This window comes from Pseudohalioglobus lutimaris, from assembly GCF_002866825.1.
GTDB classification, from domain to species: domain Bacteria; phylum Pseudomonadota; class Gammaproteobacteria; order Pseudomonadales; family Halieaceae; genus Halioglobus; species Halioglobus lutimaris.
On sequence record NZ_PKUS01000019.1, the window covers coordinates 94,282 to 108,580 of the forward strand.

Consider the following 14,299-nt stretch of genomic DNA (forward strand, 5'->3'; position numbering starts at 1 on the left):
TTTTTGTGGTTGAAAATTATACAGTTGCTGAGAACTTGGGCGGGGGTTCATCTCCCTGGTGTGAAGCCAGATAGGCGTCGAATGGCATGCAGATGTTACGCAGGAAGGGTCTTCCGCGTTTGCTGATTTCTATACCTGACGCGGATATGGAGAGCAGGCCGTCCTCGACCATGGGCGTCAGTGCCTTCAGTTCCTTCGCGAACATTAGACTAAAGTCGATACCAAACTCCCGATTGCATTCGCTAATGTCCAGTTTAAGCTCTGAGATCAGGGTCATAATGATATGCCGACGCAGTTTGTCGTCGGCGCTGACCTTGCAACCACGTGTAATCGGCAGGTCGCCGGCATCAAGCATACCGTAGTAATCCTGCAGGTCGCGCTCGTTTTGCAGGTAAAAGTCCCCGATCTGGCTAATCGCGGACACGCCGAGGCCGAGCAGGTCGTCCGCCATCTTCAGGGAGTATCCCTGGAAGTTCCGCTGTAAGCGACCCTCCCGCTGGGCGAGGGCTAACTCATCATCCGGTAGCACATAGTGATCCATGCCAATGTGGAGGTAACCGGCATCCTGCAGTGTGTGGCTAATGATTTCATGCAACAGCAATTTTTCATTGGGTTCAGGCAAGGTGAGCCTATCGATGGCGCGCTGGCTGGAGAAACGCTCGGGAAGGTGAGCGTAGTTATAGCAGGCAATACGGTCAGGACGAAGCTCAATAACCTTACGCAGCGTTTCCGCCATGCTTTCACGGTCCTGGTGGGGAAGTCCGTAGATCAGGTCAAAGCTCAGGGAGCGGAAGTCGTGGGACCGGATGCAGTCTACCAATGCTGCCACCTGGCTAAACGGCTGTATTCGGTTGACTGACTTCTGCACCAGGGGGTCAAAGTCCTGAATTCCGAGACTTATGCGGTTGAAGCCTACCCCCTTGAGCAACGCCATGGTGCTGGTTTCTACCGTGCGCGGGTCAATTTCGACGGAGTATTCACGATATCCTTTGTCGAGCAACTGGAAGTGGCTTGCCAGCATGTGCATTAATTCGGTGATCTGGGCATGATCCAGATAGGTCGGCGTGCCACCGCCCCAGTGCATCTGGGTAATCGGGCGCTTGTCACCAACCAGCTCGGACTGCATGACAATCTCGTGCTGCAAGCGATTCAGGTATTTTTGCGCCACGCCTTTTTCCCGGGTGACGATCTTGTTACAGGCGCAGTAGTAGCAAATATCGTTGCAGAACGGTACGTGTACGTACAGTGACAGGGGGGCGCGCTTGTGGTCTCCTTCCGTGCCCTGCCAGCTGCGATACTCCGCCATGGGAAAGTCCTGGCGAAATTGCGGGGCTGTGGGGTAGGAGGTATAGCGAGGACCCTGGCTGGCGTATTTCCGGGCGAGTTTCATGTCAGCCTGAAGGTCTTCAGGAATGGCAGAAGAGGCTATCAGATTGTCAGGCATGATGGTCATGGGGTACAGCTTCCGGATGTAATGTTGCGGACAATATCAGGAAGCAATGAACCATGCGTTGATCCACGTCAAGCGCCAGTTTCAGCCCAGTGAAGCGACGCTTTTGATGACCAGGCGCACCAGCTCAGCTTGGCGTGATACCCCGGTCTTGGCGAAGATCGACTTCAGCTGCGCGCGAGCAGTGTGCTGGGAGATACTCTGCGTCTCGGAGACTTCTGCCAGACTGAGGCCGCGAGCAAGTAGAATTGCCAGGTTGGATTCAGCCGGGGTAAGTTCGAACAGCTCGCCCAGCGTTTGCCGGTCGGCCGGTTCGTGAAGGTCGGGATCGGAAACAAAAATCGCTGCACAGGGGCTGGACTGCCCTTCACTCCACTGCGACATGGGCACCGGGCGCACCAGTAGTCCGAGGTGTGAACGTCCCGCGGACCTGGGTACCCGCAGGGCACGCACGACGCTGGCCTCGCCGCGCTGTTGCGCCTGAATGATATCCGAGACCGCCTGCTGCAGTTCCCGGTTAATGTTGCGCCCCTCTATATGCAGGTGCTGGCCTTTTAGCAGGAGACCGTCTGCCTGATCAAGCAGCGCCTGCGCGACAGGGTTAGCGCTCAGCACCCGTGCCTGCTCATCAAGAATGATACTGGCCATCGCCAACTGCGAAACAGCGCCGGCATAGACGTCCCGTTCAGACGTGGTGCGATTGAGCGTCGCGTATATCTGGATAGCGCGGCGCAGGTGCGGAGTAATTGTAGTGAGCAGGTCGCGCTCAGCGTCACCAAAAGCAGGTTCCTCCCGGCGTCGAGAGAAGCGCAGGCGAGCGAGCATGCCACCGGGTTCAGCCGTGTCCACGCCCAGAATATGAAACAACTCTACTGGCTCAAGATAGTGGTGGTAGTAGTCAGAGTTAACCAGCTCATCGTCTGTGAGCATGTCTGCGAGTGATACCACCTCATCCGTGGGCAGGTTCACGAACGGGTCGAGTATAAAAAATTCTTTCTGGTACGCTGCAGATTGCCAGGCATCCGGATCCGCCAGGCCGTCACTACGGTCTCCTGCTGCGGGGCGTACGCAATTGAGAATGGCGCCGCGGTCCTGTTCTGAGGGTGGGCGCAGTACCAGCGAGGCGACCTGTGCATCGAGCAGTTCACGTAGCAAAGGCAATGCACTTTGCCACGGGCGCTGTTCCAGAGGCCCCTCGTAGATCAGGCCCACCAGTTCATCGTAGCGGGGGTGCGGGAGCTGTTTCTTCACTGCTTTTTTACTTATCGATGCTGGAAAGTTCAGCCGTGATCTCAGACAGAGGCTTGGGCATTCCTACCCCCCAACCCTGCAAGTAGTCCACACCGATCTCCTTGAGCTTCTCCACTATCTCCTCATTTTCAACGGACTCGGCAATGGTTTTCTGCCCCAGGAAATGGGCCAGGTCATTGATCGACTGGGCCATCGCATAGTCTGAGCGATTCTTGTGGATGCCGGTCACGAATGTGCCGTCGATCTTTACATAATCTACCGGTAGTTCGCGCAGGTAGTTGTGGCTGGCAAGACCGGTACCAAAGTCATCAATGGAAAACTTGCAGCCGATATTGCGGAAAGCACGCACAAAGTCGGCCGCCTTGACCAGGTTGGAAATCGTGCCTGTCTCGGTGATTTCAAAGCAGATTCGGCTGGTGCCCACACCGAACTCCGAGATCTGCTCCAGCAGGTACTCGAGAAAATCATCGTCCGTAATGCTGTTGCCGGAAAGATTGATCGCCAGGTGGGGTACCTCTTTTTCGTTATCCATCAGGTGGCTGACCCAGGCGAAGGCCTCGCGCACCACCCAGCGGTCAACGAGGTTCATAAATCCATAACGTTCTGCGCTCTGTATAAAGTCGCTGGGTGAGGATAATGAGCCATCGGGATTGGCCAGCCCCAGCAATAGTTCAAAGTGCTTGTTGGATGGTTGGTTGCCGTCTACTGCAACCTGCACTATGGGCTGGGCGCGGAGCACGAAGCGGTCGGTGGCGATCGCCTGTTCAAGGTTCTCTCGGGTAATTGTCCTTTCATTGCGGAAACTGGCGGCCAACTCCCGGTCTTCCTCGTAGACCTGAACCCGGTTACGGCCCTGCTCCTTGGCATAGGCCATCGCCGAGCGTGCCGACTCCAGCACCTGGTCGACGGAGGGGCTGTATTCGACGATAGGCGCCACGCCAATGGATACCGTGAAAGTTACATTCTCACCCTCGAGTTCCATGCTGCCGGACTCGATGTCCTCGCGTATTTTTCGCGCCACTGCCTCGGCCTGCTCCGATGTGCGATCCAGCAGGAGTACGGCGAATTGATCTCCTTCAATGCGCGCCGAAGATGACTTTTTGCCATGGAGCTGGGCCAGCAAGCTGCTGAATTCCAGCAGCACGGCGTCCCCGGTGACCTCGTCATAGATTTCGTTGACCAGGTTGAACTGGTCGATGTCCAGGTAGAGCACGGCGTGTTGCGAGTTTCTGAGTTGCGCGTGGCGCAGTGCACGTCCCATCTGGTCGAGAAAGGTCTCACGGTTGATCAGCCTGGTCAGGCTGTCATGATTCCGGGCAAAACTCAGGGTCTTCTGGACGTGTTCAAGTGTCTGATACAGGCTCTGGTCAAGAACGGACAATTCATCTGCCGGTGCCGGCGGCTGGATGCCGCTGCTAAGCTTGCGTGCCAGCTGGACCGCGGTCAGGTCAGCGACTTTCTGCCCGCGCTCATTGACGAAAATATACCGGTCCTTGTTGGGGCTGACCCATGCCAGCTGCATGCGTCGTTTTTGGCCGGTTTTATTGCGGTAGGTGAGCCAGGAGTCTTTTTCCAGTTGCTCAACCCGCCTTACCCAGCGACGCAGCCGGGGCAAGTCTTCGACCTTGGCGCGAATTTTCTCCGGAGACTCGGCGTCGTTTTCTTCAGGGATCTGTGCGGAATCCACCTCGCGATTGCCAGCGAGGATGTCGCGCAGTTCTGCCAGCACCTTTTCGTGACTGATGTTGGTGGGCAGGGCCGCTGCAATCTGCTGCTCTACCATATCGATCAGCGTTTCGGCCTCGAGGCCGCGCTGCATCATCATGTCCTCGTCGAGGTCACCGGAGCGCTTGTCTTCCAGCCACTGGGTCAGCTGGTCCAGGGTGTTGATCTGATCGGCCCAGGCGGTGCTGTCCGGTCCCTCCTTGACGTGAGTCAGGACCAGCAGGTCCCGCCAGCCACACTCCACAAGGTCATACAAGACCCGGGGCGCTGCCGGCGGTCGGATGCGCTGGTTAATTACATCATTGACAGCGCGGCGGGCGTGCTGCAGCTTCTCCTGGCCTTCCTGGATGCGTACTACCCGTTCGATGTTGCGGGAGAGGGCACGTTCCTGCTGCTTGCTGAGTTTGTCGATCTTGTCGCGCGCGCGATCGAATACAGCGCTGTCGTCTTCGTAATCCTCGACTATCTCGTCGACAATTTTGTTAATGCGTCCTTCCAGTGCCGGGTTGGGAAAGTTGGCGCTACTGGCCAGTGCGGACAGTTGATCCACTACCGATCGAGCCGAGTGGTCCTTGTCGAGGAAGAAGTGCGGGTCAAGCAGGGCCAGTCGGGCCAGGGGGATTTGCAGGTTCGCCAGAGTGGGTTGCAACTCCGGGGTGACGTCCATCTGCGAGTTTATCGTGCCGAACAGGTTGTCGACCAGGTCAAGCTGGTTAAGGCTGTCGGCAGTCAGGCCGCTGCTCTCCCTGAGACTGCCCAGCTGCTCACGATTCTGCGCCAGATACTCGCGAAGCGAGTGTGTATCCTGAACGCCGGCACGCACCTCACTGTTGCGCTGCAGGTCGCGCAGCGCATTGGCGATAGTCCTGGCGTCGGCCAGTGACTGCTGGTCCACGTCAGCACTGGGTACTGTGCCGCCTTCCCAGGTGCCACTAAGCGGGGTACCCGGGGCAACCGCACCCCCGTCAGCCAGGCCCTCTGCCTCGCGGCGAAAATTCAGAGCGTCAACCACGGATTGATAGACCCCGTGTGAGGGCAGGTCGCGCAGGGCCGCGGCAGCTTCGGACAGATAGGGGCCATCCTCCCCGCCCGGTTTGGCGGCGGTGTTGCTGGCATCGGCGAGTGCAACCTGTGGTTGGCCGTCAGGCAGCGCTGGTTCCCGGTCTGTAATGCTGGCCGCATCCTGCCCGGTGGTCGAGGTCGACTGGGGCGATGTCGGCGGGCCCGGTTTTTGTAGCAGTGTGCCCTTGGCGATGATCTGCTCTTCAATCTCCGGGCTGATACCGTTGTCGCCCAGGTATTGATTGAGCGACTGGTAGAAACTGTCCAGGGGGCGTATCAGGTGTTCGCAGAAGTATTCGAGCACCACCGGGCTGGTGTCAGGGGAAATGCCGTTGGTGTCTATGGCCTGCTGGAACGCTTTACACAACTGGCGCGTGTGCACTGGAAGGCGAACCCGCAGTGGTTGCTCCTCCAGCAGTGTAGCCACGCGAATAAGTAGCGCTTCCAGGGCGACCTTGTGCATTTCCTCGGCCACGCCTGCCCAGCGATTGAGCGCCAGGTTGCCTTCAAACTCGTCAAGGTCCAGAAGTCCGAGATTTTCCGGGTCGGCCTTTCCGTGGTCGCCGTCCGCCGGGGTCATTTCTTCAAACAGGCTCTCTATTTTATCAAGGACAGCAAAGCCGATATCGTCCTTGCGCAGGCGCAAGGTGACTGCGGTCTCATACAGTCGGTTTCTCCCCTTGGAGTCGGCCCGGGAGCGAGTGGATAGTTCCAGCAGGTCCAGGTGTATGCTTTCCAGGGCAGCGGGTAACCTGCTTACCAGCTCGTTAAGCGCGTCCTGGTGGAACGTTCTTAGCAGTTGCGTGTAATGCGCTGAGGAACTGCTCAGTCGGGAGGGTTTTCTCTCAGGCATCACCGTCTGCCCGGAGACCGTTTTCAGGAAACGCGTCCCCAGCGGAGAGTCAGGCTGCATCAATACGAGAGAGAGCGCAGCCTTGGCGACGCCACTGATACGCACGTCGACGGGGCCGCTCCAGGGTTTCCCAGGCAGGGAGAGTGCGGCCTGCATGCCCTTGTGCAAGCTGATTTTACCGCCGCTGGTTGTTCCCGGCTTTAATTTGAACTGGGTTAACTGCAGGGTATTGTCATCCAGGCACACAATTTCGCCGGCCAGCAGAGCGCCGCCGGCGAGTTGGAGACTGGCAGGTTGAGTGACATCCTTTTGCTGAGAACTGGACATGTTGCTCCTGCAAATGTCGCCATTAAGACAACGGTCCATCGCTAATCCGACAAGTATACCCCCAATACAAGGGCCCTAAAACCGCCCCGCATGGGTCAGTTCATTCAGCGCCGGCGTCGCCGTTTGCCCTTGAGAGCCTTCTTGAGGCGCTGTTTGCTGTCGTAATAGAAGAAGGGCACCCGCCACAATGGCGACAGCGACCTGCCCAGGTGACCCTCGTAGCGTTCGATGAACGCCCGGCGATCACTCCAGTCGAGCTTGTAAGCGATGCGAATCAGGTCCAGCATGCGGTCGCGGTGCCTGACCCGCGAGCCAGGTCCGGACCAGATACGTGCCCGGCCTATATCGATCACCATCGGTGTGATGTTGCCGTCGGCACTCTGGGCGAGCAAGAGATTACCCGACGAAAGATCGCGGTGGATTACCTGCATGTCGTGCATGTGACAGACAAAGCCACTGATCAGGTCCAGCCAGGCCGCTTTGTCGAGGCCTCGGAAGGTGCTCTCTCCACGCCTGATGGCGGCATAGACATCACGGCTGGAGAAAGCATCGGGGATGAACCTGCAGAGGTACCAGGAGTCGCGAACACCGGATTGCTCGGGCGATTCAAAGAATGCCAGGGGAAGGGGGGTCGCCACGCCCCTGCGGAGCATCTCGCAGGCATTATTCCAGTGACGGCGCCCCTTGCTCGGGTAAAAGCGGTAGGTGAAGCGCTTGATACCCTTAACGCGATTGAGTTTAACTGTGATCTGTGCATCCGGCTCTCGTGGATCGACCACGTTCCACAGGCGGTTTCGGGCATCGCGTAATACCCTTGTGGTGGGCATTGAGGGAATGTGCCTGGGGTGAATGGCTTCGCTGGACGCGAAGTCGTCGCTGAGTCGGTTTGCTCGCAACATACAAGCGCCGCGCCATGCCGGGTCATCGGTGTCTACAGACTGCCATTCCGGGCTGGAAAGGTGCACTGTCCGTCTGATCTGCCTGCCCTGCAAGTTCTTGCATTGCGCCAAATCAATAGCTTCAGCCAGCGTGATGAAGACAGGGTGCTCGTTGATGACCAGCGGGTTCTCTATTTCTTCTCCCGTCGCGCTATGGAAACCGGCAGCCCCAATTGCGGCCTCGGGCAATACCGAAGTCAACGTTATGGCCTGGCCGTCGCGGGTCCAGGCAAGTAGAAAGGGCCGATTGTCCGCGCCGGTATACTGGAACAGGCTGAGCCCGCCCGGGTCATGCGCATTGCCCAGGGCGCGAGCGCCACCGAGTCGGCGTGCGGTATACGCCAGGGCGTGATAGGCCGGTGTTGGGCTGAATTGGCTTGCCTCACCACGAATGCGCTCGTAGAAGCTGACCTGGTCCACGGCAGGGTAGTCGTCGGCGCCATCGTCAATAAGCCCATCGCGAGAGCAAATCAGCGGCCCCCAGTACACGCGATCCAGGGCCTGGCTGGATGCTGCGAGCGCGAGATAACGTACCAGGTAGTCGACGCGTTTGATTTCGGGCCAGGCTGAGCGGCGGCGTAGCCGTTTGATCGTCCAGCAGGTGTAGGTGCAGAAAAATCCCTCGGTGCCGGTCTCGCGGCCCATTCGGTTGAGGATACGCGCCTTCTTGACAAGGTTGAGCTTCAGCGGTTTCCGTGCAAGCCAGCCTAGCACCCGGTGATCATAGGCCTCAGGCTCGACTACGCGTTCAACGAAAAGGTTGTCGCTATGAATAGCTGGCGTCGCATCCAGGCGACGTAACAGACGAAGGTAGGTGGCGTTGTACAAGGGTTCGAAGTCGGACACATTGGGCCCAACCAGCTTCAGGCCCAGGCCTGACTCCCGCGAAACCCGGTGGGCAATGGCCGTCGCCATGATAAAACCGCGTGATGAAAACCCCGACCACTTGCCTCGGTTGGGAGTGTTGCCAATTTCGAAATAGGCAACGCGGCCGGCCTGACTGCGAAATACTGCAGTGAGAAATCGCTGCCACTGCTGCTGTGCGTCCGGATCCTCGGCGAGAATCTGGGCCTGTGACTGGGGTGGCAGCAAGTCCAGGGTGACTTGCAGGCCCTCGCCCAGCAGGTGTTCCAAAAGACGCTCCGCATCGCCGCCTGGGCTGGCGTAACTGTAATCCATGCGCACGTGGCGGATTCCCAGCTCGTGCAGGCGCTCTACCAGGTATTCGTCTACGTGCTTATTCTTCCCGGGGGCGATATTCACGCCGAAATAATCTGCGGTGATCAGGCCATTCTGGCCTGGCTGGTGGTCGGTGCCGAGCAGGCGGATGTTCTGGCCAATAGCGCAGAGGAAGTCCCAGGCCGCCAGCGGGTAGCCATAGAGAGGGTGTAGCAGTTTGTTCAAATCAGCGAATTCCTGTCAGCGCCGGTGAGGTTCTCCGCGCGAGTATAGCAGGCCGGACAGGGACGGGCTCAGTTGTCGGCGGTAGCTGCGTCAAGAAAGGCTGGCTTTTCACCGCCGCCGTGCACTGCAATACTGGTGCCACTGACGTAGGAGGCCATCGGGGAAGCCAGGAACAGGCAGGCGTTGCCGATGTCGGCCGGTACGGCCATCCGCCCCAGCGGAATCGTCTGGCCAACCGCCGCAATACCGGCTTCGTCTCCATAATGCAGATGGGACTGCTCTGTGCGGGTGAGACCGACGACGATTGCGTTTACTCTCACTTTGGGCGCCCACTCTACTGCCAACGAGCCTCCAAGGTTGACCAGGCCGGCCTTGGCTGCGCCGTATGCCGCCGTCCCCGGTGAGGGGCGGATGGTGCTCACGCTGGCTATATTGATGATGGCTCCGCCGTCTTCCTGCTGCTGCATCACGCGGTTTGCTGCCTGACTGAAATTCAACGGGGCGATCAGGTTGAGGTGAATAATGGACTCTGAAAAACGCGGTGAAACGGTGGCCGCATCTGCATGTGGTGCGCCGCCTGCGTTGTTGACCAGTGCGTCCAGTCTGCCGAATTGCTCCACGGCAAAATTTACACATGCCTCGATTTGCTCAAAGTCGCGTACGTCACACGGCGTGAAAAGTGCGCGGCGCCCGGCCGCTTCAGGCAGTGATTCGGGTGCCGAGCGGCCACAAATCACCACATCCGCACCAGCTGCCAGGAAAGATTCGCTAATGCCACGCCCGATTCCTTTCCCACCTCCGGTTACGATGACAACTTTTCCGGTGAAGTCCATCGGGTTTACAGGGGCATTATCTGCGCTATTGTCCATATAGTTTTACTCACTGAGTCCAGAAACGCCCCACGCTTGTGGTGGAAGGGCGATTTGCCTAGTATGCGGGTCGCACGGTTAATGCTAACTGAACGCACGCCGCGGAGGAAACCGCGTATGGCACAGTATGGCCGGGCTTAACTGACAAAAGGGGGTTGGTAATAATTACTGTACTCCTGCTTATGAAAACTTCATCAGGAAGCAAATCATGACAACAGACACATTGCCCGTGCTGGCTATTCTGGGCGGTACCGGGGACCTTGGAACAGGGCTTGCGAGGCGCTGGGCCCAGGCTGGCTACCAGGTCATTATCGGTTCTCGGACGCTGGAGAAAGCTGAAGCAGCTGTGTCTGATCTGCGCGAGGTGATGGCCGACCGTGGAGTGGGCGATGTAACTGTGCAGCCGATGGAAAACCTGGCAGCTGCGGAGGCGGCAGATGTAGTGGCCGTAACCGTTCCCTTCAGTCATCATGCGAGCACGCTGACTCTGGTCAAAGACGCCCTGCAGGGGAAGATACTTATCGATGTGACCGTGCCCCTGGTGCCACCCAAGGTCGGTAGGGTTCAATTACCGGAAGGCGGCAGCGCTGGCCAGATCGCCCAGGAATTGTTGGGCGAAGGGGTGGCCGTGGTATCGGCTTTCCAGAACGTAGCGGCGGCCCACCTGCAAGAGGGCAGTGGTGTTGAGTGTGATGTGTTGGTTTGCGGCAACAAGAAGGCTGCGCGAGAGGAGGTTATCAAGCTGGTGGAGGCGGCGGGAATGCGCGGTTTCCATGCGGGCATGATCAATAACGCCGCTGCGGCAGAGGCACTGACCTCGGTATTGATCGTGATCAATAAACAATACAGCTGCCACGCTGGTATTCGCATTACCGGATTGAGCGACTGAAGCCCTTAGCGCACTCGCTTGCATGGCGGACCCTCTGCAACTGATTCCCCTGAACGATTTCCCTCGGGTTGAACCGGGGGACGATCTGGGTGCCCTTATCCATGCTTCTTTGGAACACAACGGCCTCACGCTGGTGGCCGGTGATGTGTTGGTGCTGGCGCAGAAGATCGTGTCCAAGGCAGAGAACTGTTACGTGCGACTTGCCGAGGTGCAACCATCTGCCGAAGCGGAGGACCTGGCGCGGCGAGCACTGAAAGACCCCCGACAGGCTGAATTAATTCTCAGGGAGTCCCGTGAGGTAGTGAGAGTGCGTCCGGGGGTGGTCATTGTCGAACACCGTAATGGCTACGTGCACGCCAACGCAGGGATCGACAAATCCAATATCAGTAGCGACCCGGACGATCCGCGCGTACTGCTGCTGCCTGAAAACCCGGATCACTCTGCACAGTCACTGCGCAATGACCTGGCCAGGCGTACCGGCGTGACGCCCCAGATTATTATTAACGACAGCGCTGGTCGGGCCTGGCGCAATGGTACGGTGGGTATCGCCATTGGTACGGCCGGGCTGCAGCCTCTGTTTAACCAGATCGGCGAAAAAGACATGTTTGGTAACGTGTTGGAAGTTACGGAATCAGCCGTGGCGGACGAGCTTGCTGCCGCCGCCTCGGTGGTTATGGGCCAGGCAGCGGAGGCCTGCCCGGTGGTATTGGTCAGGGGCGCACGACTACGCCAGGCGGAATGTGGCTCCGGCGCGCTGTTGCGCGATCGCAGCCTGGATATGTTTCGTTGAAAGGCGGGGCGGTCAAGCAGGTGCTCGCGCTGTCCGGCGGAGTAGGCGGCGCCAAGCTGTCATTGGGCCTGGAGCGTGTGTTGCCAGCAGGGGCGTTGCATGTGCTCGTCAACACCGGCGACGACTTCACACATCTGGGGCTGCACATCAGCCCGGACATCGATACGGTTCTGTATACACTGGCAGGACGCGCCAACCAGGCGCAGGGCTGGGGGCTGGAGGGCGAGAGCTGGAACACCATGGAGGCGATGGCGTTGCTGGATGGTGAGACGTGGTTTCGTCTCGGCGACCGCGACATCGCCACGCACCTTTGGCGTCGCAGCCAGCTGGACGCTGGCCAGGACCTCGCTGCAGTGACACAGGATCTGGCCCGCCGCATGGGTGTTAAAAGTCATATTTACCCTATGTGCCGAGAGACGGTGCGCACTGTGGTGCATACCGATGAGGGCGACCTGCCTTTTCAGCACTACTTCGTGCGCCGTCAATGTGAGCCCAGGGTGCGAAGTTTTGAATTCGAGGGGTTAGCGGCAGCGCGCCCGGACCCTGATGTACTGGCCTTGCTTGCCAGTGATGATCTGGGACATATCGTGGTGTGCCCGTCCAACCCGTTTGTCAGTATCGATCCTGTTTTGCAGGTACCCGGAATGTGGCAGGCTCTACGTGATCATGCGGCGCCGGTTATACTGGTCTCGCCTATTGTTGATGGCATGGCTATCAAGGGGCCCGCGGCCAAGATGATGGCGGAGCTGCGGGTGCCGGTCACCGCAGCGGGCGTGGCCAGACATTACGCGGAGCGCTATCCCGACCTGGTGGATCACTTTCTGATCGATGACAGTGACGCTAAACTGACAGACGAAATCAATCGTCTGGGCCTCAATGCGGTGTGCACGGCTACGGTTATGACGACTTTGGAAGACAAAATGCGCCTGGCAAGAACCTGCCTGTCGCTGGAGATGTGATGAGCCGCATGCATGCCCTGGTGCCACTGAAAAGCCTTGACGCCGCAAAGAGCCGGCTAGCAGAGATACTTACGCCCGCAGAGCGCTCAGCGCTGGTCGAGGCGATGGTGCGCGACGTGCTAGCGGTGCTGGTCGAGCACGCGGGTATTGAGTCCGTCACCCTGGTCTCAAGCGATCTGGCGGCACATACCCTGGCTGCCGAGTGCGGCGCCAGCTTTATCGACGAAGACAAGCTGCAGGGAACCGGTCTTAACGCTGTAGTCTCGGAGTCAGTGGAGCTACTGGCTGCCGGAGGCGCGGATTCGATCCTTATCGTGCACGGCGATGTCCCGGCGCTACAAGCGACCGATGTCACTGCTGCACTGCAAATTCATGCGGAGTCGGGTGGACTGGTGATTGGCACCGACATTGATAGTCGTGGCTCCAACCTTTTGTTATTTACTGTCAAAGACATACCGGAATTTCATTATGGCGAGGATAGCTGTGAACGGCATGCTCGCTGGGCGCAAGATCTCGGCAGGCAGGTGAGTGTGTTGCGGCATTCGGGGCTGGCTCTGGATATAGATCGACCGAATGACCTGCAACAGCTGATAGGCGATGCGAACCCGGGACAGCATACGCGTGAGTACCTGTTGCAATCAGGGCTGGCATCGAGACTGCTTCCTCCTTCAGCCGACCAGTGGCAGCAGATCGCCCACGCGCTGGAGGAGGGTGAGTTGCTCAGCGACGCGCAGGCACTGTCCCTTGCCGCGGTTGCGGATACCGCGGCGTTGGTCGAACTGGCCGGCACAGTGCGCGACCGGGGTCACGGGAACGTGATTACCTATTCCCGTAAGGTGTTCATTCCACTGTCCCACTTGTGCCGTGACGTCTGCCACTACTGTACTTTCGCCCAGACTCCGAGGAAAATCGAACAGGCTTTCATGCCCGTGGAGGATGTGCTTGAGCTCTGTCGCCAGGGCGCCGCAATGGGCTGCCAGGAAGCGCTGTTCACGCTGGGCGAAAGGCCGGAGTTGCGCTACAAGGCTGCGCGCGAGGCGCTGGCTGAACTGGGTTTTGACAGCACACTGGAATACGTTCGATATGTTGCCGAGCGTGTACTGAAAGAAACCGGTCTGCTTCCACATATCAATGCTGGCTGTATGACAGCAGTCGAAATCGCCGAATTGCGTCAGGTCAGCGCCTCCATGGGCATCATGCTGGAGTCTGCCTCAGAGCGCCTTTGCCAAAAAGGAATGCCGCACTACGGCTCTCCTGATAAAGATCCAGCACTGCGGCTGCAAACCCTGGAACTGGCCGGTCAGGCGGAGGTTCCGTTTACCTCAGGCATACTGATTGGCATCGGCGAAACCCGCCGCGAGCGGATCGAATCCCTGCTGGCCCTGCGTGCGGTGCACCGCCGTCACGGTCACTTGCAGGAAGTGATCGTGCAGAATTTCCGGGCCAAGCCCGGCACGTTAATGGCCGCCGCCCCGGAACCTGACCTTGAAGATCTGTTGTGGACAATCGCAGCCGCGAGATTGATCTTCGGCGGACAGATGAACATACAGGCCCCACCGAATCTCAGCCCCGGCGTGCTGCCGCAGCTGGTGGCGGCTGGTATAAACGACTGGGGCGGTGTGTCACCACTCACGCCGGATCACGTTAACCCGGAAGCACCCTGGCCGCACCTGGATAGCCTCGCCAGGGAAACGGCGGCGGCTGGAAAGTTCCTCGATCAGCGTCTTACAATTTATCCTGCCTACGCGACCGAGCCGGGCCGCTGGCTGGATAGAGCGCTGC

9 protein-coding genes are annotated in these 14,299 nt (G+C 58.8%); 4 read left to right on the top strand and 5 right to left on the bottom strand.

What is annotated here, in order from left to right:
• Positions 1–16: 16 nt before the first annotated feature.
• From hemN to C0039_RS14295, 5 genes are all read right to left on the bottom strand, one after another.
• Positions 17–1,453, bottom strand: a complete 1,437-nt coding sequence (gene hemN / locus C0039_RS14275; protein ID WP_207796457.1) for an oxygen-independent coproporphyrinogen III oxidase — start codon at positions 1,451–1,453, stop codon at positions 17–19.
• Between the two features lie 81 nt (positions 1,454–1,534).
• Entirely contained in the window at positions 1,535–2,701 is a 1,167-nt protein-coding gene (locus C0039_RS14280) for a helix-turn-helix transcriptional regulator (protein WP_101518425.1), read from the bottom strand.
• Positions 2,702–2,708: 7 nt separating this feature from the next.
• Entirely contained in the window at positions 2,709–6,668 is a 3,960-nt protein-coding gene (locus C0039_RS14285; protein ID WP_165787142.1) for a DUF1631 family protein, read from the bottom strand.
• A gap of 104 nt (positions 6,669–6,772) precedes the next feature.
• The gene (locus C0039_RS14290) at positions 6,773–9,010 is read right to left on the bottom strand and encodes a lipopolysaccharide kinase InaA family protein (RefSeq protein WP_101518427.1); all 2,238 of its coding nucleotides are present in this window, start codon (positions 9,008–9,010) and stop codon (positions 6,773–6,775) included.
• A gap of 68 nt (positions 9,011–9,078) precedes the next feature.
• Entirely contained in the window at positions 9,079–9,879 is an 801-nt protein-coding gene (locus C0039_RS14295; protein WP_232334813.1) for an SDR family oxidoreductase, read from the bottom strand.
• Between the two features lie 208 nt (positions 9,880–10,087).
• Here C0039_RS14295 and npdG point away from each other — a divergent pair, with 208 nt between their 5' ends.
• From npdG to cofG, 4 genes are all read left to right on the top strand, one after another.
• Positions 10,088–10,768: an NADPH-dependent F420 reductase gene (gene npdG / locus C0039_RS14300; RefSeq protein ID WP_076001565.1), complete on the top strand. Its 681-nt coding sequence runs from the start codon at positions 10,088–10,090 to the stop codon at positions 10,766–10,768.
• A 22-nt stretch (positions 10,769–10,790) separates the two neighbouring features.
• Entirely contained in the window at positions 10,791–11,558 is a 768-nt protein-coding gene (cofE, locus tag C0039_RS14305; protein WP_101518428.1) for a coenzyme F420-0:L-glutamate ligase, read from the top strand.
• Positions 11,555–12,517: a 2-phospho-L-lactate transferase gene (cofD, locus tag C0039_RS14310; protein WP_232334812.1), complete on the top strand. Its 963-nt coding sequence runs from the start codon at positions 11,555–11,557 to the stop codon at positions 12,515–12,517. The genes cofE and cofD overlap by 4 nt, the downstream gene beginning before the upstream one ends.
• A partial coding sequence (cofG, locus tag C0039_RS14315) for a 7,8-didemethyl-8-hydroxy-5-deazariboflavin synthase CofG (protein ID WP_243391626.1) occupies positions 12,517–14,299 on the top strand: 1,783 nt, incomplete at its 3' end. The genes cofD and cofG, both read left to right, overlap by 1 nt.